We start from the raw sequence: 23285 nt of genomic DNA on the forward strand, positions 1-23285 counted from the left end.
GGCCCGAGCCGCTCCACGCCGGCGACGCGATCCACTCGCTATCTCGCCTCTCCGCTGCCCGTTCACGCCCGCTACTGACGCCGTAGGACCTCCTCAGTAGCCCTTGGGTTCTACGCTGGCGTGGTGTCCAAAGGCACCGGGCGGGCCGGGGAGAGGAACTGTCGGGCTTGTGGCGAACGGCTGAGGCCGGGTGCCCGGCCTGACGCTCTGTTTGTTCCTCAGCTTGTCGTGTGCCAGGCAGTACGGGATGGCGCTCAGCTCGCTGCCCTTCCTACCACCCAGGCACCGAAGCAGCGAGCGGCTGGACGGCTTGGCTACGAGTACCCAGTAGTACTGGGGTTGGTGTGGGCTGTCCGATCCGGGCCGTAGTGTGGGTGCCCTGGCCGAGATCGGGGAGGGGCGGGGCATGGAGGCAGCCACTGCACGGTTTATTGAGGAGTCCACGGCTCTGCCGCCGTCGGCGCTCGCCGCGCTGTACGAGGAGTCCCTCGACCGCTGGAGCCGGGGCGGCCGCGATGCCAGCCGTGCGATCAGGGTCTCCGCGTCGGAGAACTCCGCGATCGAACGTGCCGTCCGCACCGCTCTCCTCCGCCGCACCCACGAACTGGACGCCTTCCGCGCGGAACTCTGCTTCGACATCGAACCTGCCTGCTCGATCGCCGCGTGCGCTGTCTGCAAGCGTACGAAACTGACGGAGGAGCAGTACAGGGTGCTGCTGGACCCGTTCGCGGCGGCAGGGGTCACAGTCCCAGAGTGGTGAGCTTGTCCTACCTTTCAAGCGGGTCGGATCTGATCATTCGTAGGATCGGGGAGGCCGGCCCAGGGGTTCCGGGTATGACTGTGAGCTTGTCGCCGCTTGATGGCTCAAAGAACTCGGCCGCCCGGAGCCCCACGACGACTCGACCGCTAGTTGGGATACGCGACTTGATCGCTTCGTAGGACAACGTCGGCGAGGTCGTCTGCCGGGACCAATGTGAGACGACGAGCTGGCGGAGGTGGCCGTGCCCCAGATATGGGCCGGAGTGGACATCGGCAAGGAACATCACCATTGTGTGGTGATCGACGACCGGGGCAAGCGCCTCCTGTCGCGACGGGTCCTGAACGACGAGCCGGTCCTGTTGGAGCTCATCGGCGATGTACTCACGCCCTCCGGGGATCCCCGTGACGCCGGACGTCGGTGGCTACGGCGCGGGCGTGGCCGGTCAGCTGCAGGGCGATCTGCTCGAAGTCGTGCGAGGTGAGAGTGGTCGGGTCGGTCCAGGACAGGACCGCGGCGACCAACCGCTCGTAGGGGGCGCGGTCCAGGGGTAAGTCCGCTCCGAAGAACCCGTGCGGGTCGTGGAGAACGGTGTGCGTGTTCGGTTTCATCAGCCCTCACCCCGGGGGTTTCTCCCGGTCGCCGGCGGCCGGCCGCCACCCGATGATCATTCGCCGCCACCACCCCCACCAGATGGGTCTCCCCGGATTGCCACCCTATGCCCCCCACGCACGCGCTTCAGACCAGGACGCACCTTCCCGATCCACTCACAGCAGCCAGCGGTCTCAGCGACCTCCAGCCGTAGTTGTGCATCTTGGTGGGCCGTCACCGACAAGCAGCCGAGTAAGGAAAGACAAACGGAGTGAGCACTCACTCATTGACGGAGTGAGTACTCACTCCGCAGGCTGGTGGCCATGACAACACCCAAGGACAACCAGACCACCCGCCGCCGCGCCCCCGCGATGACGCCGGAGGAGCGCCGCGCGATGGTCATCCAGACCGCGATCCCGCTGATCGCCGAGTACGGGGCGGCGGTGACGACCGCGAAGATCGCCCGTGCCGCGGGCATCGGTGAGGGCACGATCTTCCGGGTCTTCGCCGACAAGGACGAGTTGCTGCAGGCTTGCATCGCCGAGGCGCTCTCCCCCGAGCACGCGGTCCGCGAGCTCGACGCGATCGACGTGTCCCAGCCGCTGCCCGACCGGCTCGCGGAGGCGGCCGAGGCGCTGCAGGCGCATATGTCCAGGATGGGCGCGATCCTCGGCTCGCTGGGGCATCGCGGCGGCAAGCACCCCGGCACGGTGCGCGGCGCGGGCCGCGACGAGTCGACGGCCCGTATCCGCGCGGCCCTCGCGGAGCTGCTGGAGCCCGACAGGGCCGCCCTGCGCCGGCCGCCGGAGCAGATCGCGGCCCTTTTCTTCGGGCTGCTCTTCACCCAGCCGCGTACGGAGGACGAGCCCGACCTGGCCCCGCGAGAGCTGGTGGAGGTCTTCCTGCACGGGGCGCTCTCGGGGGGCGCCAAGTGAGCGCCCGGAGAAGGCGCCTGGGAGTGACGGCCCTGACTGTCCTGGCCCCCGTCCTGGTGTGGCTGGTCGCGGACCCTCTGCTGGGGCACCGGCTGCGGATCGCCGACGGCGAGCAGACACTCGACATCGGCGCCGTGCCCGTGGCGGTCGTCGCACTGCTCGCGTCGTTTGCCGGCTGGGGACTGCTGGCCGCCCTGGAGCGGTTCGGTGCGCGGCGCGCCCGCGCCATCTGGACCGGGGCGGCCGGAGCCGTACTGGCCGTGTCTTTCCTGCCGTTCATCGGCGACGGCATGGACGGCGGCACCCGGGTCTCCCTCGCTCTGATGCACCTGGCGGTGGCGGCGGTGCTGGTCCCAGGGCTGGGCGGCAGGTCCCCCGGGGCGGGAACCGGTACCGCCAGGGGGTGACCGCCGGCACCAGGTACGCCGCGAACAGCACGGGATAAAGACAGCCCCGCCGAAGCGTCGCGCGGCCGGGGATAACCGTCAGAGTGCCGAATTCGCCTCGGATCAGAACTGGAAACACTTCAAGGGGATGCCGTTCCAGCTTCGAATCAGCTGGTCAGACGCTACGAACCCGGCTTCGGCCATACGCTTCAGGAAGCCATCCACCGCGCGGCACAGCTGATCTGACAGCTGTACGAGGCACCGGAAGAAATCGCGCAGGAACTCACCCTCTCCGCCGAACTGGCCGAGTCGGCAGTAGGGCAGGGAACGTGTGTTCGGATAGAGCGGCGCCGCGCTCGCCCATAACATCGAGCGGGAGCAAAAGCTGGCCGTGCCCCGGCCAGCGCAGAAGGCCAACAGCGGGGCGGCGCGCTCCAGGACCGCGCCCAGGTCGGTAATGCGCCGGCCGCAGATCTCATCGCCCGGGGGGCGGCTGCGGTGAGGGGGGTGCCCCTACGTGTTTGGTCAAGCGTGGGCACGTTCGGTCCCGGCTCGATCTTCGCCGTGGGGCATGAGACTGTCTGGTCGTGTCGGAGATGATGAGTGGGGTGGAGGTGGCCTTGGATGGGGCCTCGTCTCCTTCCTGGTCGCAACGTGTTCGTGCTGGGCATGACCTCGCTTCCTTTTCTGATGTTCCTGAGGCTGCGGAAGCGCTGGTGGGGCTGCTGCTGGACGTCGAGGACACGGCAGTGACCCGTCAGACGGCAGAGGCCCTGGCCCGGGTGGGAACGGTGGCTGCGGTGCGACTCATCGCTCTGGCGCTCGCCGAAGCCGACGACAGCCATGCCGACTGGATGCAGACCGGGGTGCATGACGTCCTGGCGGGACCGGACAGTGTGCCTGACGTCGCGGCAGTCTGCGTGCAGCTCGCTCGGGACGGGGAGGCGGCTGTCCGTCAGGGCGCCGCGGAGATCTTGGCGTGGGCGGGCGGCGTAACACACTGACGACGGCTCCGACGGCTGCTGCATCGTTGTGCTGGCGAGTCGGGCTGTTGATGGGCTGGTCATGCGACGGCTGCTTCGGAGGCTCGTGATTCGTAGAAGGTGCCGTCGCGGAGCATGGCGAACAGGACGCTGATCCGTTGGCGTGCGAGGCGGAGGAGGGCTTGAGTGTGGGTCTTTCCTCGGGCGCGTTGTTTGTCGTAGCAGGTGCGGGAGGCCGGATCAGCGTTCATGCAGGCGAAGGCAGAGAGGAACATGGCACGTTTGAGCTGCCGGTTTCCGCCTCGGGGTGCGTGTTCGCCGTGGATCGAGGTGCCGGACTGTCTGGTGGTCGGGGCGAGTCCGGCGTAGGAGGCGAGGTGCGCGGCGCTCGGGAACGAGCTGCCGTCGCCGATGGTGGTCAGCAGGACTGCGGCGGTCCTGACTCCGACGCCGGGCATCAAGGTCAGGACCTGGGAAAGAGGGCGGGCCTCCAGCAGGGTGCTGATCTGGGCTTCCAGGGCCCGGCGTTGTTCGTGGACGGCTCCCAGCGAGCGGGCCAGGGATGGGATCACGGTGTCGAGGTGCCGGTCCCCGGGACGATGACGGATTGCTCGTCCAGTGCAGTAAAGACATCGTCGATCAGCCGGGCGGCCATGCGTGGCGCCTTGGGCCGGATCGCCTCGACGAGCCGGCGACGGCCCGCCTTCCGCAGCGATGCCGGGGAGCCGTAGCGTTCGAGGAGCCAGGTGACGGCCGGGTGGTCCAGCCGGGGACCGAGAACGCGCTCCAGCGACGGGTGGAACTGGGTGAGCAGGCCGCGTATCCGGTTGGAGGTCCGGGTGGCCTCGGCGGCGAGGTCCTGGTCGAAGCCGGTCAGGACCGTGAGCTCGGCGGTGATCTCGTCGGTCAGCTCCAGCGAACGCAGGGTGTGAGGCATGGTGCGGGCGGTGTCCGCGATGACCGCGGCGTCCTTCGCGTCGGTCTTGGCCTCGCCCGGGTAGAGGTCCAGGCACCCCATCGCCTGCCGTTCGTCCATGGGGCAATGGGAACACGAAGGGAGAGCCAGAGGGATCCCGGACATCGGTGCCCGGGATCCTCCGTTCGAATCAGGCACTTCCCCGGCCGCTCCGGACGTTGGGCGGGAAAGCCCCCGCACAAGAACACCCGCACCGACCGGAGGAACCACCCCCATGCAGAACAGGGCCGAGCCCGCCGTCGCCCGCAGCGACCGGTACGTACGGGCCCGCGTCAGGATCATCCGCGACCACACCGCCGTCACCGCGGACCCGCCCGTCCACCGGCACTTCACCCAGGGCGAGGAACTGACCCTCACCCAGTGGGGCAGGGCCGGACATCCTGTCAGCGACGACTGGTGGACATCCCAGAACACCAACACGGCCCACACCGTCCCGGGCGACCATGTCATCGTCCTGAGGATCATCGACGAGACATCACCCGCCGGGTAGACCCGACAAAGCGGCTGCGTGCGGATCAGAAACACCGTTCCCATGACAGTCACATCTTGCAGGGTGTAGCGCCCCCTGGCAGCAGCACGAACAGCATCAGCTGACGCGCAAGACGCATGATCACGGTGGTGCCGGACCTGAACACTCCGCGCCCGTCCGACACCACCACACCCAACGGAACGGGCGACAGCCCCTCCCGCAACGACGAACTGCCCGCCAGGGGGTGCGGCCGACCATTTGTCCCTGCTGCGTTATGGAACCGGGGGCAGCCATATGGAAGGGAAGTGGATTTCCGCGGGGACAGGTGTGCCGACAGTAGCGAGAAGCCCGTTGGGAGCCGAACCTGACGCGTTCCTGAAGGAGACCCTGGCCCCGGAGAACGTAGCTCTGTCTGTCAGGTCATCGAAGTACACCGTCTCGCTGGAGAACGCCGCGCCGTTGAAGTCCACCGTGCCGCCAGAGAACACCGCGCCCCCGAAGAACACCGTCCCACCAGAGAACGTTGCGCCGCCGAAGTTCGTATAACCGCCCGAGAACGTTGCGCGGTCGAATCGCACCATCGTGCCGGAGAATGTCGCGTCTTCGAAGTACACCGACGCGCCAGAGAACGTCGCTCCGCCGAAGAACACCATGCCGCCAGAGAACGTCGCTCCGCCGAAGGACACCAGTCCGTCGGAGAACGTCGCCCCGCCGAAGGACACCAGTCCGTCGGAGAACGTCGCCCCGCTGAAGTCCATGTCACAGTCGATGGTGACGCCGTCGAGGTCGAAGTCGCAGCCTTGCCAGGAACGGTGGGTTTCCCGGGGGCGTTGGTAGTGGTCGCTGATGAGGCGCAGGATGGTGTGGCGGACCTTGCGGAGGGCCAGGTAGTGGTGGTGTTCGTCTTGGTGGGTGGGGTCGTTGCCGGGGTCGGGGGTGTAGGGGAGCTGGAGGTAGGCACACAGGACGTCGATGCAGGTCTGGCGCAGGTTGTTGTCGGGGGCGTCGTCGGCGAGGCCGGCCAGGGCGTGGACGCCGCCGAGCCGGACGGCGGGTGAGTCGGATCCGAGTTTGTCGACGGCCTGGGAGAAGCGTTCGGTGTGGAGGCGGGTGGCTTCGCGGTGGGCGCCGGCCTCGTCGACGCGTTGGCGGCGGTAGGCGACGACCAGGGCGACGAGTGCACCGGCCCCGGCGACCACGCCGAAGGAGAGCTTGACCAGGTCGAAGAGTGTCTTCGCGTCGAGCTTCGCGGTGGTATCGATCTCCTGGAAGTCCAGCAGCACTACCAGCCCGTAGAAGACGCCGCCCGCGACCAGGACCGCGGCGGCGAAGGTGAGGGCCAGCGTCCGGCCGACCCTCCACAGCCGCAGCTCCCGTTCATTCAGTGATCGTGACCTTCGCCTGGACGTCATGACGATGAAGACAAAGCAATGAAGCCGACGGTTGCAGCCGTTGAACCTGCGGGATGGCCCACTTCCCCGGCCCGCACCGGGCGGTGTTCGCCGCCGAGCCCGGTCACCGGCCGGTCAGGCGTTCTGGACCTGCTGGGCGCGGCCGGGATTCCTCGTGCTGTCGGCGCCGCCGCCACTACGGGGCACTGTCCGGGGTGTCCGGGAGGTTCAGGCGGCCGAGTGTTTCCAGCAGGTGGGCGACGCGGCCGCCGGGCTCCGGGCTCCGGGCTCCGGGCTCCGGGCTCCGGGGCATCCTGGACCGCTGCGGCCGCGGTGAGGATGTCCTGCCGGATCTCCGGCGGTGCCTCCCTCCAGTGGGCCGCCAGCTGACCGAGGCGTGCGGTATCGCCCGGCTCCGGGGCGGGCTGCTCTCCCATCAGATCTCCTCCGGCCGCAGGTCCCGGACCCAGCGCCACCGGCCAGTCGTCTCGGGTGCGTACAGGGACCGGCCGCCGGGGTGCTCTCCGTAGTCGCTGGTGATCGCGGTCCAGGGATCCGGATCACTGGTGCCCACCGGCACCACCCACCCATCGAGCGGCCCGCCGTACAGCTCCACCTCGGCCGTCGTGTCGTCCACCACCTCACCGTACGAGGCAGACACCCCCACAGGTGAGCAATCCAGCCAGGAAGCGGGAGGACGATGAACCACGACTGTCCCGGAGCCTCCGGCCCGGCCCGCACCGCCCTCGGCGGCCACCCTCCCCCGGCACGTCACACCAGTCACCAGCCTCAACTCTGATGTCCTCCGCCCGGATCCGCCGCCTTCGGGAACCGGGTCGGTGTACGGAAGTACCGCACCACGTCACCCACCAGGAGGACCCGCGTGATCGCTACCGTGCACGACGGCCAGGACCACCACGAGGACTGCGTGTACGCGCAGTCCATCACGGAGCCGTGCCGCTGCGAGGGTGTCCTCCTCTCGGAACGGGAGGAGGAGATCGCCTGACGGGGGCTCTGCTGCCCTGCGGCCGGTAAGGCGGGTCCGGAGCAAGTCGTCACCGCTGGAGCCGCCGCCGCTTCCGGAAACCCTCCACAGCGCGTGCCGCACCGGGGCCTCGGCTTCATAGAACCGAATCGCTGCCACGCCTTCTGGTGTTTGTTCAGCTAAATGATCGACAAAAGGAGCTACCCGCCGTTTCAGGCGGGTAGCTCCCTAGCAGATTTTCCGCGAGATTCAGCTGAAGGGTTCGAGAATAGCTTCTCAGACCCAAATGAACAGATAGTACATAGCTCCGTACGGGCTGCAGTACGATGGATGGTTCGCCGATCCCGGACGCCCTGCTCTCGCCACCTCGCATGCGGCAAAGGTCAAATAAGCACCCGCAAAAGCATAGGCTGACTCTTTAGCCGGGCTCGTGGCTGATGTCAGGACGTTGGCCGATTGTGTGGCGGTCTGGGGCTGTGCTGCATGAGCGGGAACGGTAATGGCGCCCATGGCGAGAACGACTCCGATGGCTGTCCCCGTAAGAGCTCGTAACACGATCTTGTTGAGATGCCCTGGTAGGCCGTGACCGGTGTGATGATTCGGCCGTTCGTGAGGTGTGGGTACTCGACCGTGGATCGTGGACGATGGGTTGTGGGCGTTGATCGAGCCGTTGCTGCCTCCGTGGCCGGAACGGTCGCCGGGACCGAGGCCGGTGTCGGACCGGCTCTGCCTGCAGGGCGTCCTGTTCGTCCTCTACAACGACATAGCCTGGCAACTCCTGCCGATGGAGCTGGGGTTCGGCTCGGGGCAGACGTGCTGGCGCCGCCTGGAGCGATGGCAGAAAGCAGGGGTCTTCGACCGGCTGCACCGGGTCCTGCTCGCTGAGCTGAACGCGGCCGGCGAGCTCGACTGGTCGCGGGCATGCGTGGATGGTTCTCACATCCGCGCGAAAAGGGGGGCGCCGACACCGGTCCGTCGCCGGTCGACCGGCGGAAGACGGGCAGCAAACACCACCTGATCTGCGACGGACGTGGCACTCCGCTGAAGGTGATCACGACCGCGGCCAACGTCAACGACGTCACCCAGACCCTCGCCCTGGTCGACGGCATCCCACCCGTCGCAGGACGCCCCGGCCGGCCCCGCAGACGGCCCGAGGCTCTGCTCGGCGACAAGGGATACGACTCAAACCCCAACCGTGACGAGCTCCGTCGCCGGCGAATCCTGCCCGTCATCTCCCGCAAGGGATCACCGAACATCAAAGGCATCGGCAAGCTCCGCTACGTCGTGGAGCAGACCTTCGCCCTGCTCCACCACTTCAAGCGCCTCGCAGTCCGCTGGGAACGCCGCACCGAACTCCACGACGCCTTCGTCTCCCTCGCCTGCAGCCTGATCTGCTTCAGACGCCTCAAGAAGACCCACTCATGATCGTGTTACGAGCTCTAAGGGCGCGACAGATTCGCATGATGTCTCCTTTCCAGCGCGGCCCAGAGTTTCCGGGTCGTCGCGTGATACCACATAGCTTGCCGCCAGCGGGAACGATCTCAGCTAGTTCCTCAACGCTGACTGGCGTTGCGTGTCTTGGTGACTGCGGCGGCCGGCCAGAACGAGAACACACCCTCTGATTGGTTGTCCGGTTGAGGCCTCAGCCGCAGCCCTTGTGCTTGCTAAGAATGACGTATGAGGCCGACCGGCTTCTTGTACGAAAGCGCACTTGTCCGCCCTGCTTCCCGGTGGCGGCCAGCGTGCCCGAGTGACGAGAGGACGGGCCGATGGCGCTGGAGGACCGCGGAGAGAACGCGGAGCAACGGCCACCAGCAGGGTTACGCAGCCAGCTGATCAGATACCGGGATACCGGACGCCCGGAGCGCAGCCGCCGAGGGTCACGCTTCCCGCTGCCAGGGTGACTCTTCTTCTCGGATGGGGGGAGCCGCTACATATCCACGGCGGCTCCAACCGGTCTGGGGCGGTGGAACATTGGTCTTCGATGCTTGCAGGCCCGCAGTCTGCTCCCTTCCTGGCTGGCTACCAGGGGGCCGGATACGCGATCGAAGTTGAATTCACCCCTCTCGGTGCGCACATGTGTCTGGGCCTGCCTCTGCACCACCTTGCCGACGCGGTACTGCACCCCGACGACGTCATGGGTGCGGGCTGGACTGCCAGGATCACTGAGCGGATCGCCGTCGCTCCGGACTGGCACACTCGGTGGGCCATCATCAACAGCACCCTGACAAAGCAGCTGGTCGACAGCCCTCCCGTGCCGCCTGTTGTAATCGAGGCGTGGCATGCTCTGTGGTCCAACCACGGGGCCCTCACCACGAGAGAGTTGACTCAGAGATCCGGCCGGGGAAGTCGCCGCCTCCAGACCCTGTTCCGTGAGTACATAGGCATCCCGCCGCAGACTCTGTCCAGGATCATCCGCTTCCAGTACGCGCTCAAGATTCCGTCTCACGGCTACCAATCCCTGGCAGAGCTCGCGGCCATCAGCGGCTACCACGATCAGGCGCACATGAACCGGGACTTCCGCGCGCTGGCCGGCCGCACTCCCGGACAACTGCGTCCCCTTGCCGATCGGGCGACGTTGGCTGGGGGCACCGGCCACGACAGCTGCTTCACCGACTTCTTCGCCGGCCGCACACAACTCCCTCGTGGATACGCATCGCCCGGTACACCACCTCCAAGGTGCGGACCCGCCGGGCAGGCGTCACCGCCCGTCCGTCCCGGAGCCGCGGGCCGGCACCGCCCTCCCCCACCACCGACACCGGGACCGGTGCGTCGCACCTCGACGCCCTGATCCCGGAAATCCGTCGCAGCCGGACCCGTCACCGCACTCCGATGCGGTAAACCCTCCGGCACGTCACACCCGTCACACCAGCTTCAACTTTGCTGTCTTCCGCCCGGATCCGCCCCCCTTCGGGCATCGGGGCGGTGTGCGGGAGTACCGCACCACTTCACCCACCGGGAGGACCCGCGTGACCGAGACCGTGCACGACGGCCAGGACCACCACGACGACTGCATGTACCCGACCTTCGCCAACCCGGAATCATGCAACTGCGCCGAACCCCTCCTAGACGAGGTCTGGCCCCAGGACGAGGACGCGGCCTGACGAGCGCTCTGCTGCCCTGCGGCTACCGCAGGGCACCCGGGTGCCACCGCCCGGCCCATTGCGCCCCGGGACCCGGGGCGCAATGGGCGTGACACCAGGCATGGCCGGTCGTTGAACCCGGTCGGGATAGACGTCACGTCATGTCGCACGGAGTCCCTGGGCGCTCATCCGTCCAGGGTCTCCTGCTGTCCGACACCATGCCCGCCCTCACGCGAGAGGATCCGACCCATGACCGAGACCGACCGCACCAACCGCGGCGAGCCCACCGCTTCCCTGCTCCAGCACATCGAGGAGCTACGGGGCGCACTCGCGCACGCAACCCGCCTGCTCTCCCACTCCGCCTGACGCGAGGCGGCCGACAACCCCGGCCACACGGAGCGGCTGATGACGGCTGCCGAGCACATGACGGATCTCCTGAACCGCACCGCACCGGCCACGGCCCCAGCCCGCCGCTGACCCAAATCCTGACCCGACATCTCCTCCGGCTATCGCGGAGAAAGATGTGTCGGTCTGCGGAACCGGCTTGCCCGCACGGTCTGACCTGCGTGAACGGGCGGACAGCCGAAACAGGGGTTCACACCTCCGGCAGTACCTCCGGTGCAACCCACGGTCCCCTGTGCAGACAACTGTGGAGCCATCCTTCTGCACCCCCTCCGGGCGCCCCTGACGGCTCCGAAAGGGCGCTGAGCAGCCGTCAGGGAGCCTGCGGAGCGAGGCATGCGCAACCGGGGCCGGACAAGCCCACCCTGCTTGATGGCTGATCACCAAGGTGGGGCCGTGGCTGGTGCCAGCTCTAGTGCCGCATCAGAGAGCCTTCGCCCTGTTGTGCGGTTGCGACCTGTACGGTCCTCGGATCGGGAGAGTAGGTCCGACTTGGGCGGTCGAGTCCTAACTGCTGGTTCCGTAGGCGGCCATGAACATGTCCAGCAGTCCGTCGACCGCGTGCTCGTCGATGGGGCGGGTTGACAGGAGGCTGCGGTAGTACAGCGTGCCGCACAGCACCTCGGCGGCGAATTCCAGATTCGCTTCCGCGGTCAGTTCACCGGTGCGCTGGGCGCGGGTGATTCGGTCGAGGGTGCTCTGTTCGGCGGTGACCAGGAATCGCTCGTGGAGGGTCGCCCGCAGCATTGAATCGGCCTGCGCCTCGGCGATGACTGCGCGGTAGACGGGGCCGATCGGCGGGCTGGAGAGGGCGAGGCCCGAGCGTAGGAACTGTTCGCGCAAATCTGCGCGGACGTTCCCGGTGTCGCGGTAGTCCAGGTCGCTGATCCACACGCGGCTGAGCGCATCCAGCAGCAGCGCCGACATGGACGGCCAGCGCCGGTAGATCGTGTGTTTTCCGACCCCGGCCTTTCGGCCGACCGCCTCGATGCTCAGACCCGCGTATCCGACCTCCGCAGCCCAGATCGAGGGTTACCTGCAGCAGCGCTTCGGTGCGCGCGGCGCCTCGGCGCCTCGGCGTGGCGGGCGTGTCGGTCATGCCGCCACCCTAACGGCACATGGCGTGCCGTTGACAATGTGGAGGGCTGCGCGCAGCATTCGGACTCGATCGGCACGTCGCGTGCCGATGTCGGATGTGGCGGCACGTCGCCACCCACGCGCCCTAGATCCAACACATCAGACCCCAGAGGGAGATCTGCCATGAGCAGCACCGAAAGCGGCACGCACGAGGGATTCACGGCCGAGGAGCGGGCCGCGATGAAGGACCACGCCCAAGAGCTGAAGACGGCAGCCCGCCGCAGCCCGCGCGCGGACAAGGCGGCGGAGGCGAAGCGGGACGTGCTCGCGAAGATCACCGAGATGCAGGACTCGGACCGGATCATGGCTGAGCGGGTCCATGCCGTCATCACGGCCAGCGCCCCGGCCCTCGCGCCGAAGCTCTGGTACGGGATGCCCGCCTACGCACTGGACGGCAAGGTCGTGTGCTTCTTCCAGAGCGCGGAGAAGTTCAAGGCGCGCTATGCGACGCTCGGGTTCAGCGACCAGGCGAAGCTGGACGAGGGCACGATGTGGGCGGCCGGTTTCGCCCTCACCGAGGTGAGGGCCGAGGTGGAGGCGCGGATCGGTGCGCTCGTGAAGCAGGCCGTGAGTTGAGGTGCGCCCGATGAACGGGCTGGGCCTGCGGCGCCTTAGAACTCCTAACGAAATGATCTTCAAGGTGGTTGGATCACTCCAAGGCCGTTGATTTAGGGGTGCGCAGTGGCTCGGCGGAAGCCGTGGGATGTCGATGACGAGCTGTGGGCGGTGATCGAGCCGCTGCTGCCGATGGTTGAGCGTCGGTACCGGCATCCGGGGCGGAAGCGGCATCCGGACCGGCAGGTGTTTCAGGGCATCTTGTTCGTGCTGCACACCGGGATCGCCTGGGAACACCTGCCGCAGGAGCTCGGCTTCGGTTCGGGCATGACGTGCTGGCGCCGCCTGGCCGAGTGGACCGAGGTCGGCGTGTGGCCCCGGCTCCATGAAGCACTCTTGGCCAAACTCCGGAGCGCGGACGCGCTGGACTTCTCGCGGGCGGCCGTCGACGGCTCCCACATCCGGGCGTTAAAGGGGGCTCCAAGACGGGACGAAGCCCTATTGACCGGGGCAAGACGGGCAGCATGCACCACCTGATCACGGACGCCACTGGCATCCCGCTCGCCGTCACCCTGACCGGCGGCAACCGCAACGACGTCACCCAGCTCATCCCACTGCTCCAGGCAGTGCCGCACGTACGGGGCAAGCGCGGCAGACCTCGACACCGCCCCGACGTCGTGCTCGGTGACCGCGGATACGACCACGACAAATACCGTCGCCTCGTCCGCGCGCTCGGTGTGAAGCCACTGATCGCAAGACGCGGCATCGAGCACGGCTGCGGACTCGGAACCCAACGCTGGGTCGTAGAGCGCGCCTTCGCCCACCTGCACTGGTTCCGCCGCCTGCGGATCCGCTGGGAGATCCGCGACGACATCCACGAAGCCTTCCTCACTCTCGGGTGCGCACTCATCTGCTGGCGACGCCTGTCACAGGCGGCCCGGGCCCTCCCCCTCCCGCAGTAGCCATTCCCGCACCGAAGGAGCACGGTCAAGGAGCCGCCTGACCTGCATGCCCTCTTCGCGTGAGGTCACTTTCGGCAGCGGGGCGAAGTCGTCGGGGATCACATCCAGCAGGCTCAGCACACGGTCTCCCGTACGCAGAGTGATCAGCAGTTCCCACCGCACGTGACGTGGTACGTCCGGGCGGTGGGACAAGGTGTGCCACAGGGCCGGCCACAGATAGTGGGTGCCGTCAGGCGCCGCATTCGCGCGCACCCACGCCGGGTCCAACCGTTGACTCAGACCGAGGTCACACGCCCGCTCCTCCAGCCTGAACAGCGAGGCCGAATCGACAGCCTTCAGCTCGCGAGGCAACGGCTGTTCGAAGTCCATCGCCCCATGCTGCCCGACGGCATCCCACGACGAGGAGCCGACCCCAAAATGTCATTCCGTTAGGAGTTCTTAGCGTGCCCGGCGGCCTGGCGCTGCTGGCACAGCATCTGCTGCGCGCCTTCACCCACGACGTCGAGGCGCCAGGCTGACCAGAGCAGGTGGCAAATCCTGCTGCTCAGTCGCAGATGTGACGCGCCGTCCGGGCGCCGCTTCGGACGGCGCGCGCCGTCGCCGCGCCCCGGGCGGTGCTCGCCGCCAAGCGCCTGGGCGACGCCGTCGCCGTACCGCCCGTCGAACGGCCGGCCGGGCGGCGCACCCTGCGCACCGGCCCCACCCGCCGGGAGGGATCGTGAACCCCATGACGTGGCTGAAGCGGACCTGGGCGGACTGGGCCGTGCTCGTCTACACGGCCGTCACTGCGGCCAGGTGCGAGAGCCCGTTCCTGATCGCCGTGGTCACGGCCGTCGCGCTGACCGCGGCGGTCGTCGGCGTCCGCAGGACCCGCCAGCTCATACGCGCCGGAACGGACGCGCGTCACTGATCCCGCCCGGACAACGTCGTACTCCTGGTCCTCGTCCCCAACACCTCGCGCGCGGGCACACGGCACGCGGTGGCCGCCCCGGGCCCGCGTCAGAACACCATCAGGGGCAAGGCACGCAACCCGCGAATCAATCTGGCAGTGGGGGGCGGGCCCCGCGGCTCTCCGACCACCGCAGGCCGCTACGGCTTCGAGGTACCGCGGCGGTATTCGGCGTTGATCCGCTGGGCTTCCTCCAACTGGTCTTCCAGGATGACGATGCGGCAGGCCGACTCGATCGGGGTGCCCTGATCGACGAGCTCACGCGCGCGGGCCGCGATGCGCAGCTGGTAACGGGAGTAGCGGCGGTGGCCGCCCGCGGAGCGGAGTGGGGTGATCAGGCGGGCTTCACCGATGGCGCGGAGGAAGCCCTGGGTGGTGCCGAGCATTTCGGCGGCCCGGCCCATGGTGTAGGCGGGGTAGTCGTCGTCGTCGAGACGGCCGAACGAGTCGTCTGCTGTCATGTCACCTCTCTGTGTGGAACGCGTTGGAGGGGCCCGGGTGCCATGTGGCACCCGGGCCCCGAAGGAACTGCTACACCATCAGCCGGCCCTGATCGGCTACGCCGGCTCTGTGTTTCCGCATGCCCACCAGGAAGAGAAAGCGGGGTTGCGGGGATCGCGGTTGCTTGACCGGAGACCACCTCACTATCGATGTCCTGCGGTACCCGGGCTCAAGACTTCCGCCCGGGCGATCCTGATGGCGCCTGGCTCCTCCGTTCTTCCCTCTGGGACCACTCACTTACCTACTGCTGGTACTGCTCGGTGGCCTGCGGTAGCGCCACTCTTTCTTCGGCAGCCAGCCCCGTTGCCCGTCCTGCGTCTGCTCTGGCTTGGAACCCCACTGCCGAACCTCCCGGCACGCGCGCCCGCAGCCTGACGCCTTTTACCGAGGGACCACTGTTAATGCGGACTGCATTTACGGGTACTGCGGTACTGCTCACGGCGGCCCCTGACTCCTGCGGGCCACCCGGTCCGGTCGCCAGTCCCGTCGCCTTCCCGCAACAACCCTGGCTTCGGAACTCCACCACCGCACCGCACTGCTGGTGGCCTCAAACAGCGCCACACTCTCCGGCAGCCAGCCCCGTCGCCCGTCCTGCGTCTGCTCTGGCTTGGAACCCCACTGCCGAACCTCCCGGCACGCGCGCCCGCAGCCTGACGCCTTTTACCGAGGGACCACTGTTAATGCGGACTGCATTTACGGGTACTGCGGTACTGCTCACGGCGGCCCCTGACTCCTGCGGGCCACCCGGTCCGGTCGCCAGTCCCGTCGCCTTCCCGCAACAACCCTGGCTTCGGAACTCCACCACCGCACCGCACTGCTGGTGGCCTCAAACAGCGCCACACTCTCCGGCAGCCAGCCCCGTCGCCCGTCCTGCATCCGCTCTGGCTTGGAACCCCACTGCCGAACCTCCCGGCACGCGCGCCGCAGTCTGACGCCTTCACCGAGGAACTACTCGTTTACTCCACTGCTGGGTACCGCGAACTGCACTTACGGATACTGCTACCTGCGGATACTGCGGTACTGCTCACGGCGGCCCCTGACAGCTGCGGGCCACCCGGTCCGGGGTCAGTCCCGTCGCCTTCCCGCAACAACCCTGGCTCCGGAACTCCACCACCGCACCGCACTGCGAACTACAACTACGGGTACAACTGCCTGGCAGTTCGTTTCTGCCGGGCCCTGCTCGATCTCGGCTACGAGAGAAACCATAACCACACCACCACCCGATGTCTACTCCGGCCACCACAGATTTTGGCGCGCACAGCGGGGAGGTAATCAGCCTCGAACGGTGAGGGAACGCGTGAGCGAGCCGGGTTAACGAGCCGCAGGCCGGGCACAAGCCCCGGACGGGCAGAACCGGACATGATGATCCAGAGACCGGGGTGACCTGATGAACACCATGAGCATCGACGCCGTAACCATCCACTCCGCGACATCCGTCGCCGACGCACGCGGGAAAGCCCGGGACTTCGTCGAGGATCTCGCACCGGCGATCGGAGCCGAGGCTGCCGACACCGTGGTCCTGGTCGTCTCCGAACTCGTCACCAACGCCCTGCGCCACGGCGGCGGCACCTGCACCCTGAACCTCACCACGCACCCCGACAGCATCGAAGTCGCCGTGCACGACCCCAGCCCACACACCCCGTGCATGCGCACCCCCGACCTGACCGGCAGCACCGGCGGATTCGGCTGGCCCATGATCAACCACCTCGCCCGCACCCGCCAGGCAGCCGGCGGCAAGACCGTCACCGCCTTCCTCCCCCGGTAACCCGCAACGGCGAACGCCCCGCCCTCACCGCACCGGGAATCAGCCACGCGCCGGGAGCCCACGCGGCAGCAGGAAACACCAGCCGCCCCGGCCGGTCAGCCGGTCAGGGAGGTGTCGGGTGCCCAGGCGTCACTGCGGTGATGGTCCAACCGCAGCCCGGGCACCTTCATCGCCATCACCATGCGCGTCCCCGGCCGCGGAGCCTGAAGGGCAGCCCGAGAGTGGGCACGCCCACGAACCCGGTCCGGCGGGCCGGGCGCGGCCCGGCCGCCGGTTCGCAGAACCATGAGGACCACGCGCCGAGAGTGACGGCAGGCGGGTGGATTCAGGTGGTCCGGTCACCGGGGCCGGTTGGAGGCAGTCGAGGCGTTCGTAGAGCGCGCGGACGAGGCGGGCCCGGTTCTGCACACAGCACAGGGTGCCCTTGCAGGACGTGTCCAGGCGGCGCTGTGCTTCGGCGAGGATGATCTGCCACGGTGCTCGACGGTCTCCCTTCGTAACGTGACTGAGTCGCAGAAGCGGCGGGGCAGCTGTAGAAGTGTGACCCGTGCGCACCCCCCGATTCACGCCAGGGGCGCACGCCCCCTTACTCCTATCGGGTGACCCTTTCGGGGCGCCGATTGCGGCAAGATCGAAATCAGTGATCTTGCCCCACGAGCTTCTCCCGCTCATGTCGTCGCCCGGATTGCGGCGATGGGCTCAGTCCTCGGGAACGGGCGCTCAGGGCCTTCTTGCCGAGCGCGGAGGGCGTCCCCTGTGGCGGGAGCGCGTCTGTGCGCAGGTAACACCTATCGCGTGGTCGATTACGTGAATACATGAGGAGTATTGATATGGCGTTGACATCGGCAACGGCTGCGGCTGAGTTGGAGGCCGCGAGCAGGGTCGGGGATCCTGCGGCTGACGCGCTTGTGTCCGATCTGCTCGGGAACGGGGAGGTCGACGGGGTCAACGCGCTGTTCCGGACGATCGGAACGCTCAAGCCCGACACGGATATGTCACGGCTTCCCGATCGGCTGGCGCAGTTCCTGCGGGAGGCATCTGCCCCGCCGCCGGACTGGTGCGAGGCAGATGTCAAGGCTGCCGAGGGCTTCTTCGGCCACCATCACGGCACCGCGTCGATGCTGCAGGGCACCGTCGGGCTCATCGGCACCTACCTCTCCCCCACCGGAGCGTTCACCCTGCGCTCCACCGGCCGCCTGGGAGGTGTCGATGGACCGGGCCGACGGCTGTCGCAGTCCTCCCGGCTGTTCCTCGACATGGGCGACAAGAACGCCATGCGCGACGGGACCCTGGCCGCCAGCGTGACGAAGGTGCGCCTCGTGCACGCCTCGGTCAGGCAACTGCACAAGCAGAGCGGCGAGTGGGACTACGACAAGTGGGGCGAGCCGGTCTCCCAGAAATACACCACCGGCGCCGCCTGCATCTTCAGCACTCAGATCCTGCAGGGCATGAGGAATCTCGGCATCGATGTCTCCGCCGACGACGCCCGCGGCTTCATGTGCGCCTGGCACTACGTCAACCACTACCTCGGCACGCCGGAGAAGTGGCAGCTGCCCAAGGACGCCGACGAGACCGAGCGGCTGTGGAACCAGGAGCGGGACAAGGAATGGCAGAAGACCGACGACGGAGTCTTCATGACCGCCCAGGCCCTCAAGTTCTACCGCGACCTTCTGAAGCCCGGGGCCAGTGACGCGTACATCGCGCTGACCCGCGTTGCGCTCACCGACAAGTACGCGGACATGGCCGGCGTACCCAAGAGCACCCTCGATCTCGTGGGCAAGCCGCTTGCCGCGGGCCACGGCCTCGTCAGCGGAACGGCCGGCGGCCTCTTCGGCGGAGCCACCCAGCGGACCCTCGGCGTCAACCCCTATAAGGACCTGCTGGGAGTCGCCTCGAAGGCGTTCAACGACATCGAAAGGTACGCACTCACCCACGACCAGGACGACCAGCCCCAGATGCACCAGGAACTCAACGACAACCGCTGACCCCCGGTCCCACCGGCCTAAGCTTGCCGGTCTAATTTCGGCGTGCGATGAGTCGGGCGAGTGACTCTGCCGGCCAGCAGGAACCCGACACATGGGCGCAACTGTCCACCGGGCAGCAGGACCGGCTGACCTCGCTGGGCATCAAGTCCTCTGACGCCCCGTCTCCGACCCCGGCGGCGACGGGTCCAGGCAAGGCGCAGCAGGCGTTCCATCGCGGCCTGCCGCCCTCGCACAGTGGATCGAGCGGGAAGGCAACGTACGCCCGCTCCCCAGAAAGCACGAAGAGCCCGTCGGCATCGAGGGTCAGAAACACCTGGTGAGACTCGGTGCATTCATCAGCAACACCAAGAGCCGACGCGACCGGCTCACCCCCGCGCAGCGCCCGGCCCTCGCGGAGCTCGGGATGGAGTGGGCGTGACACCCGGCCGTCCCCGCTCGTTGAACCGGCGGAACGGCACTGCACAGCACGAGACCCCGGGCATACCGCCCGGGGTCTCGTGCGGTCGGCGGGGTCTTGGTCAGGGGCTGGTAATCTGCCAGCTCCCTTGCACCAGTGCCCGGGTGGCGTCATACGCATCGAAATCCTCGTCCACACCAGTGCAGTAGCTCAGAGGGCCCTGGCCTGGGAGCGCAGTCGACCGATTCCGCCCCCGCACTGTCGGATGGTTCGGCGGTTGGCCGTGAAGTATGGAGACGGTGCAGCCTGGCCCCCGCTGGCTGCGTTCGGGGGTGGGCAAGGCGCGGGCGTGGCATCCACACCAGGATGGGGCAACGAGTGACACTCGTAGTTACGTGTAGTAACTACTCAGGGGGAGTCATGCGTAACCGAGCTGCTCTAGTCACTGCCGGTTTGGCCCTGGCCTTTCTCTGGTCCGGCGCCAGTAGCGCCGCCGCCGACAAAGACACCCTCACGGTTGAAGGCGAAAACGCGTCCGTGGTCGCGTCTCCGTGCGGCAGCGACGTCGCCCACCCCGGCGGAGTGATCCAGGTGGGCAACCCGGACGCCCTGACATGTGAGGGCGCCGGGGACTCGCAGGGCTGACCTTGCTTCCGAGGGAGAGGCCCGGACTCCACAGGATGGAGTCCGGGCCTCGTCGTGCCCTTACGACCTGGCTTCCAAGACGTACCTTGGCCAGGCTGTGGTCCCGGCCAGCCCCGGCCGGGACCTGCGGTCACGCCCTGGCGGCCGCCCCGCCTACCTCCGGCCGCCAGGGCTCCGACCGGCATCGCGCCCCTGATGCTCGCCGCCGTACGCCACCCGTAGACATGCCTGGTGCCCAGGCGGGCGATCCGGCCCCCGGAGCGGGCCGGTCGCCCACTCCCCGGCAACGCCGCCGGTCAGCCTCCGAACAGCCCTGAACGAAAAAAGGCTGTGCCAGGCCCGCAGACGGCAGGGGGCTTGCCGCGCCCCCTCTCCCTCCTTCTCCACCAAGCCCGCCCCGAACCATCCGGCCCGGCCGGCGCAGTCCCCGGCGACCGCTGCCCCGGCGCGTCACACCAGTCGCACCAGCCTCAACTCTGATGCCCTCCACCCGGATCCACCGCCTTCGGGAACCGGGGCGGTGTACTGTGCGACATCCCGTGAGTTCACCTGAGCTTTACTAAGTCCCCAGCCCTGCGGCCAGGGGGTTTTTCCTCCTTCGTGTGCTCTCCCGCCAGATGACGTAACTTCGAGATTCTTGAAGCGTTCTCATCTCGTCCGACCGATCTGCGGTTCGGCTGAAGGTGAGGGGGCTCGGGTTGGCGGCACTGGCGGTCGTGCGGGATCTCCGCGATGTGCGGGCTCCGGTCTCGGCGGAGGAGCTGGAGCAGTTCGAGACCGACGCGCTGGCCGGGTTTGTGCTCGCGCGGGCGTCGGCCGGTCTGACGGACGGCACCATCCGCGGGGACGTCGGTCACCTGGAACAGGTGCGGACGCGGTTCGGCCGCCGCTGTGGGACATGGAGCCCGGCGACGCGGACGCGTACTTCGGAAAGGTGCTGCGGAACTCGCCCAGCGGCACCCGGCTTGCCCGGTCGCAGGCGCTGACCACGTACTTCACGTTCCTGGAGTTATGGCACAAGGTCGAACTGCACCGGATGACCGGCCGGGTTGTCGAGTGCCCGATCGACGAGACGAACCGGCCGCGCGGGGCGAAGGACGCCCAACTACGGATCCCGCCGCAGGAGCCCGAAGTCGGGCAGCTGTTCACCGGCTGGGCCGGCGAGCTGGCCACCTGCCGGAAGTTCGCCCCGATGGCTAGGAACTACACCGCCTCGAAGCTGATGTCCGAGGTGGGGCTGAGGGTGAACGAGGCCCGCAGGCTGGACCTGGATGACATCAAGTGGAACCTCGGGCGGTTCGGCAAGCTCCAAGTCCGCTACGGCAAGGGCAAGCGCGGATCGGGCCCGCGCGAGCGGATGGTGCCACTGATCAACGGTGCGGGCCGGACCCTGCGGTAGTTCATCGAGGATGTGTGGGGCCAGTTCGGCGACGACCACACCCGCCCCGGTGCCCCGCTGCTGCCCTCCGAGCGCAAGAGCGCCGACGGCTCCTCACGGCGGGTCGGTGACGATGCCCTGCGCGATGGCCTCGCGGAGGCCATCAAGCTCCACCTGCCGAGCTGGACCGACAAGCTGACGCCGCACGTCCTGCGGCACTTCTGCGCGTCTCAGCTCTATCTGAACGGGCTCGACCTGATCTCGATCCAGGAGGTTTTGGGGCATTCCTGGATTGGCACGACGATGCGGTACGTCCATATGCAGCAGACCCGGGTCGAAGATGCTTGGCCGGCAGGGCAAAAGCGGGCCGCGAAGCGGCTGGAAGGGCTGATCCGATGAGGTGGAACCTGCGGCTGACCGCCGCGAACAAGGGCATCTGGAAGGCGTCCGAGCTCCAACGAAGCCTGGCCGAGCACGGGTTGGTCATCTCGGCGGGCAAGATGTCCGGGCTGTGGTCCGGGCAGCCGGTCTCCCTCAAACTGGAGGACCTGGACGTGATCTGCGTCGTCCTGGGCTGCGAGATCGGCGATCTGCTGATCCCCGAACCGCAGAAAGTCACCCGCCCCGGCCAGGACACCGATGTCCAACAAGCGGCCACCGGCTCCTCAGGACCGGCCCCGGCGGTGGTTCCTCGCCGCCGTGATGGTCGGTCCCTTCCTCCGATGTAAACCATGAACCCAAGTTCCTGCCCGGACTGCCTGTCCTGGGGGCGATTCTTCGAGCCGCGATGCTCGACGTGTTCCTCGTTCGCACGCCGCTGGAGGGCAGGCCTGTGCGCCGGCTGCACGCGCCAAATGCCCCTGCGGGAGGAGTACTGCCGTCTGTGCTGGGTCCGGGCGAGAACGGAAGCCGCCGCGACTGGCGCCGAACCGGAGCCCTTCCTGCCTCACCTCCGCCACCAGCAGCTGTTCTTCTACGGACTGACGGCACTTTGGGACCGGCGTCCCAAGCCATCGGCGGTCAAGAACGGTCGCCGGGGCCGACCCCGGCGACCCGATCCGGCGGCCGCACCCCCTCCGTCCGCGGTCTGGTGCCAGCTCGCGTTGTTCGAGGCCCGCCGAGACCTCACGGGGCGGGCCAGCGATAGCGGACCACAGAGGTGCTCGACCATATCGGCGTGTTCCTCGACGACCGGCCGTCGTCGTTCGAGCTGTGGCTGGAGTCCAAGCTCGACGGTCTCGCCACCGGGATCGCCCGCGACGTCGGAGACTGGGGCCGGCTGCTGCACGATGGCGGCCCTCGCTCCCGGGCCCGCCATGCCGCGACGGTCTGGAACTACCTCAACCGGATCCGGCCCGTGCTCCTGCAATGGTCAGCCCGTTACGACCACCTGCGCGAAGTCACCCGCGACGACGTGCTCACCCACCTCGAAACCGTGCAGGGCTCACAGCGGCAGACCACGATCATCGCCCTCCGGTCGCTGTTCGGCCGGGCCAAGAAGAACGGCACGATCTTTAAGAACCCGACCAGCCGCATCCGGGTCGGCCAGCGCGAGGAAGGCGTCATTCAGCCCCTGGAGCCTGAGCACATCAACGGTTCCATTGCCTCCGTCACTCGCCCCGCCGACCGGCTGATCCTCGCCCTCGCCGCCGTCCACGCAGCACGACCTGCGGCGATCCGCGCCTCCAACTCGACGACCTCGACATCGGCAATCAGCGCCTGTCCGTCGACGGCCGCACCCGCCGACTGGATGAGCTCACCCTCCACATCGCCCGGGAATGGCTGGAGTTCGGGCGCCGCCGCTGGCCTGACACCGCCAACCCGCACCTCCTGATCAACAACACACCGCGCTGGGAACCGGCCCCATCGGCAAGAGCTCGGTCGCCGGGCCAGCACTGCATCGCCAGACCGCCACCCTGGAACGACTCCGCATGGACCGCCAGCTCGAAGAAGCCCTCGCTCACGCCCCGACCCTCTCCACCTCGCTGAAGTCTTCGGCCTCAGCGAGAAGGCCGCGATCCGGTACGCGAACTCCGCCCGCGCTCTCCTGAAG

24 protein-coding genes and 3 pseudogenes are annotated in these 23285 nt (G+C 67.9%); 19 read left to right on the forward strand and 8 right to left on the reverse strand.

The genetic code is table 11. The features are described from left to right. The first annotated feature begins 406 nt into the window (after positions 1–406). On the forward strand, positions 407–760 hold the full coding sequence (locus OG251_RS00195) for a hypothetical protein (RefSeq protein WP_326674866.1): 354 nt from the start codon (positions 407–409) through the stop codon (positions 758–760). Between the two features lie 241 nt (positions 761–1001). Beyond that, positions 1002–1142: pseudogene (locus OG251_RS00200) on the forward strand (IS110 family transposase); the annotation flags it as partial. Here OG251_RS00200 and OG251_RS00205 read toward each other — a convergent pair. Beyond that, positions 1141–1368, reverse strand: a complete 228-nt coding sequence (locus tag OG251_RS00205; protein ID WP_326681535.1) for a hypothetical protein — start codon at positions 1366–1368, stop codon at positions 1141–1143. The pseudogene OG251_RS00200 and the gene OG251_RS00205 sit on opposite strands and share 2 nt — an antisense overlap. Positions 1369–1671: 303 nt before the next feature. Here OG251_RS00205 and OG251_RS00210 point away from each other — a divergent pair, with 303 nt between their 5' ends. The 3 genes from OG251_RS00210 (at position 1672) to OG251_RS00220 (ending at position 3673) form a co-directional block, all read left to right on the forward strand. Further along, positions 1672–2283, forward strand: coding sequence for a TetR/AcrR family transcriptional regulator (locus tag OG251_RS00210; protein WP_326674867.1), 612 nt, complete (start codon positions 1672–1674; stop codon positions 2281–2283). Next, on the forward strand, positions 2280–2690 hold the full coding sequence (locus OG251_RS00215; protein WP_326674868.1) for a DUF6069 family protein: 411 nt from the start codon (positions 2280–2282) through the stop codon (positions 2688–2690). Before OG251_RS00210 ends, OG251_RS00215 begins: the two co-directional genes overlap by 4 nt. A gap of 575 nt (positions 2691–3265) precedes the next feature. Next, on the forward strand, positions 3266–3673 hold the full coding sequence (locus tag OG251_RS00220) for a hypothetical protein (RefSeq protein ID WP_326681102.1): 408 nt from the start codon (positions 3266–3268) through the stop codon (positions 3671–3673). A gap of 59 nt (positions 3674–3732) precedes the next feature. On the opposite strand, the pseudogene OG251_RS00225 reads toward OG251_RS00220, so the two are convergent. Next, a pseudogene (locus OG251_RS00225) lies at positions 3733–4658 on the reverse strand (IS110 family transposase); the annotation flags it as partial. 184 nt (positions 4659–4842) lie between these two features. On the opposite strand from OG251_RS00225, the gene OG251_RS00230 reads away from it, so the two are divergent. Then, positions 4843–5118: a hypothetical protein gene (locus tag OG251_RS00230; protein ID WP_326674869.1), complete on the forward strand. Its 276-nt coding sequence runs from the start codon at positions 4843–4845 to the stop codon at positions 5116–5118. A gap of 251 nt (positions 5119–5369) precedes the next feature. Here OG251_RS00230 and OG251_RS00235 read toward each other — a convergent pair whose 3' ends face one another. After that, positions 5370–6509, reverse strand: coding sequence for a pentapeptide repeat-containing protein (locus tag OG251_RS00235; RefSeq protein WP_326674871.1), 1140 nt, complete (start codon positions 6507–6509; stop codon positions 5370–5372). A gap of 415 nt (positions 6510–6924) precedes the next feature. Next, on the reverse strand, positions 6925–7125 hold the full coding sequence (locus OG251_RS00240; RefSeq protein WP_326674872.1) for a hypothetical protein: 201 nt from the start codon (positions 7123–7125) through the stop codon (positions 6925–6927). Between the two features lie 246 nt (positions 7126–7371). On the opposite strand from OG251_RS00240, the gene OG251_RS00245 reads away from it, so the two are divergent. From OG251_RS00245 to OG251_RS00255, 4 genes are all read left to right on the forward strand, one after another. After that, on the forward strand, positions 7372–7494 hold the full coding sequence (locus OG251_RS00245) for a hypothetical protein (RefSeq protein WP_326674873.1): 123 nt from the start codon (positions 7372–7374) through the stop codon (positions 7492–7494). A 595-nt stretch (positions 7495–8089) separates the two neighbouring features. Beyond that, positions 8090–8898, forward strand: a protein-coding gene (locus OG251_RS00250) for an IS5 family transposase (protein ID WP_442818288.1) whose coding sequence is annotated in 2 segments (ribosomal slippage) — positions 8090–8422 and positions 8425–8898 — 807 coding nt in all. Because the reading frame shifts where the segments join, the coding sequence is not laid out codon by codon here. Positions 8899–9610: 712 nt separating this feature from the next. After that, positions 9611–10264 carry a helix-turn-helix domain-containing protein gene (locus OG251_RS44860; RefSeq protein ID WP_442818402.1) on the forward strand — a complete coding sequence of 218 codons (654 nt, stop codon included), beginning with the start codon at positions 9611–9613 and terminating at the stop codon, positions 10262–10264. 178 nt (positions 10265–10442) lie between these two features. After that, the gene (locus tag OG251_RS00255) at positions 10443–10577 is read left to right on the forward strand and encodes a hypothetical protein (protein WP_326674875.1); all 135 of its coding nucleotides are present in this window, start codon (positions 10443–10445) and stop codon (positions 10575–10577) included. Between the two features lie 888 nt (positions 10578–11465). Here the strand turns inward: OG251_RS00255 and OG251_RS00260 are convergent. After that, complete coding sequence (locus OG251_RS00260; protein WP_326674876.1) at positions 11466–11885, reverse strand: TetR-like C-terminal domain-containing protein; 420 nt, start codon at positions 11883–11885, stop codon at positions 11466–11468. Between the two features lie 30 nt (positions 11886–11915). Continuing rightward, positions 11916–11984: pseudogene (locus tag OG251_RS44865) on the reverse strand (TetR/AcrR family transcriptional regulator); the annotation flags it as partial. Between the two features lie 234 nt (positions 11985–12218). On the opposite strand from OG251_RS44865, the gene OG251_RS00265 reads away from it, so the two are divergent. Together OG251_RS00265 and OG251_RS00270 are read left to right on the forward strand one after the other, a co-directional pair. After that, the gene (locus OG251_RS00265; protein WP_326674878.1) at positions 12219–12671 is read left to right on the forward strand and encodes an iron chaperone; all 453 of its coding nucleotides are present in this window, start codon (positions 12219–12221) and stop codon (positions 12669–12671) included. A 171-nt stretch (positions 12672–12842) separates the two neighbouring features. Then, positions 12843–13612 (forward strand): IS5 family transposase gene (locus tag OG251_RS00270; RefSeq protein ID WP_442818403.1). Its coding sequence is split into 2 segments (ribosomal slippage): positions 12843–13110 and positions 13110–13612, totalling 771 coding nucleotides; the frame shifts between segments, so codons are not numbered across the junction. On the opposite strand, the gene OG251_RS00275 is transcribed toward OG251_RS00270, so the two are convergent. Further along, positions 13577–13981 (reverse strand): hypothetical protein, encoded by a 405-nt coding sequence (locus OG251_RS00275; protein ID WP_266933299.1) that lies wholly within the window; start codon positions 13979–13981, stop codon positions 13577–13579. The genes OG251_RS00270 and OG251_RS00275 overlap by 36 nt on opposite strands. A 358-nt stretch (positions 13982–14339) precedes the next feature. Here OG251_RS00275 and OG251_RS00280 point away from each other — a divergent pair, with 358 nt between their 5' ends. Continuing rightward, positions 14340–14522, forward strand: coding sequence for a hypothetical protein (locus OG251_RS00280; RefSeq protein WP_326674881.1), 183 nt, complete (start codon positions 14340–14342; stop codon positions 14520–14522). 179 nt (positions 14523–14701) lie between these two features. On the opposite strand, the gene OG251_RS00285 is transcribed toward OG251_RS00280, so the two are convergent. Continuing rightward, a complete protein-coding gene (locus OG251_RS00285) occupies positions 14702–15022 on the reverse strand; it encodes a MerR family transcriptional regulator (RefSeq protein ID WP_326674883.1) in 321 nt (106 codons plus the stop codon). A 1427-nt stretch (positions 15023–16449) separates the two neighbouring features. On the opposite strand from OG251_RS00285, the gene OG251_RS00290 reads away from it, so the two are divergent. The 6 genes from OG251_RS00290 (at position 16450) to OG251_RS00320 (ending at position 23066) form a co-directional block, all read left to right on the forward strand. Continuing rightward, positions 16450–16827: an ATP-binding protein gene (locus tag OG251_RS00290; protein WP_326674884.1), complete on the forward strand. Its 378-nt coding sequence runs from the start codon at positions 16450–16452 to the stop codon at positions 16825–16827. Between the two features lie 830 nt (positions 16828–17657). Next, positions 17658–18812: an oxygenase MpaB family protein gene (locus OG251_RS00295; RefSeq protein WP_326674886.1), complete on the forward strand. Its 1155-nt coding sequence runs from the start codon at positions 17658–17660 to the stop codon at positions 18810–18812. A gap of 1940 nt (positions 18813–20752) precedes the next feature. After that, positions 20753–21253, forward strand: coding sequence for a hypothetical protein (locus OG251_RS00305; protein WP_326674890.1), 501 nt, complete (start codon positions 20753–20755; stop codon positions 21251–21253). A gap of 12 nt (positions 21254–21265) precedes the next feature. After that, positions 21266–21631 (forward strand): site-specific integrase, encoded by a 366-nt coding sequence (locus OG251_RS00310; RefSeq protein WP_326674891.1) that lies wholly within the window; start codon positions 21266–21268, stop codon positions 21629–21631. Beyond that, the gene (locus OG251_RS00315) at positions 21628–21960 is read left to right on the forward strand and encodes a helix-turn-helix domain-containing protein (protein WP_326674893.1); all 333 of its coding nucleotides are present in this window, start codon (positions 21628–21630) and stop codon (positions 21958–21960) included. Before OG251_RS00310 ends, OG251_RS00315 begins: the two co-directional genes overlap by 4 nt. A gap of 431 nt (positions 21961–22391) precedes the next feature. Next, a complete protein-coding gene (locus tag OG251_RS00320) occupies positions 22392–23066 on the forward strand; it encodes a hypothetical protein (RefSeq protein WP_326674894.1) in 675 nt (224 codons plus the stop codon). Positions 23067–23285: the final 219 nt, after the last annotated feature.

The sequence above is a fragment of the Streptomyces sp. NBC_01237 genome (assembly GCF_035917275.1).
Classification (GTDB): domain Bacteria; phylum Actinomycetota; class Actinomycetes; order Streptomycetales; family Streptomycetaceae; genus Streptomyces.

Excerpts from the sequence above, each read along its gene's own strand:
- OG251_RS00195 (WP_326674866.1), top strand. The coding sequence starts at position 407 with ATGGAGGCAGCCACTGCACGGTTTATTGAGGAGTCCACGGCTCTGCCG.
- OG251_RS00205 (WP_326681535.1), bottom strand. The coding sequence starts at position 1,368 with ATGAAACCGAACACGCACACCGTTCTCCACGACCCGCACGGGTTCTTC.
- OG251_RS00210 (WP_326674867.1), top strand. The coding sequence starts at position 1,672 with ATGACAACACCCAAGGACAACCAGACCACCCGCCGCCGCGCCCCCGCG.
- OG251_RS00220 (WP_326681102.1), top strand. The coding sequence starts at position 3,266 with ATGATGAGTGGGGTGGAGGTGGCCTTGGATGGGGCCTCGTCTCCTTCC.
- OG251_RS00230 (WP_326674869.1), top strand. The coding sequence starts at position 4,843 with ATGCAGAACAGGGCCGAGCCCGCCGTCGCCCGCAGCGACCGGTACGTA.
- OG251_RS00235 (WP_326674871.1), bottom strand. The coding sequence starts at position 6,509 with ATGACGTCCAGGCGAAGGTCACGATCACTGAATGAACGGGAGCTGCGG.
- OG251_RS44860 (WP_442818402.1), top strand. The coding sequence starts at position 9,611 with ATGGGTGCGGGCTGGACTGCCAGGATCACTGAGCGGATCGCCGTCGCT.
- OG251_RS00260 (WP_326674876.1), bottom strand. The coding sequence starts at position 11,885 with ATGTCGGCGCTGCTGCTGGATGCGCTCAGCCGCGTGTGGATCAGCGAC.
- OG251_RS00265 (WP_326674878.1), top strand. The coding sequence starts at position 12,219 with ATGAGCAGCACCGAAAGCGGCACGCACGAGGGATTCACGGCCGAGGAG.
- OG251_RS00275 (WP_266933299.1), bottom strand. The coding sequence starts at position 13,981 with ATGGACTTCGAACAGCCGTTGCCTCGCGAGCTGAAGGCTGTCGATTCG.
- OG251_RS00280 (WP_326674881.1), top strand. The coding sequence starts at position 14,340 with ATGACGTGGCTGAAGCGGACCTGGGCGGACTGGGCCGTGCTCGTCTAC.
- OG251_RS00285 (WP_326674883.1), bottom strand. The coding sequence starts at position 15,022 with ATGACAGCAGACGACTCGTTCGGCCGTCTCGACGACGACGACTACCCC.
- OG251_RS00290 (WP_326674884.1), top strand. The coding sequence starts at position 16,450 with ATGAACACCATGAGCATCGACGCCGTAACCATCCACTCCGCGACATCC.
- OG251_RS00295 (WP_326674886.1), top strand. The coding sequence starts at position 17,658 with ATGGCGTTGACATCGGCAACGGCTGCGGCTGAGTTGGAGGCCGCGAGC.
- OG251_RS00305 (WP_326674890.1), top strand. The coding sequence starts at position 20,753 with ATGGAGCCCGGCGACGCGGACGCGTACTTCGGAAAGGTGCTGCGGAAC.
- OG251_RS00315 (WP_326674893.1), top strand. The coding sequence starts at position 21,628 with ATGAGGTGGAACCTGCGGCTGACCGCCGCGAACAAGGGCATCTGGAAG.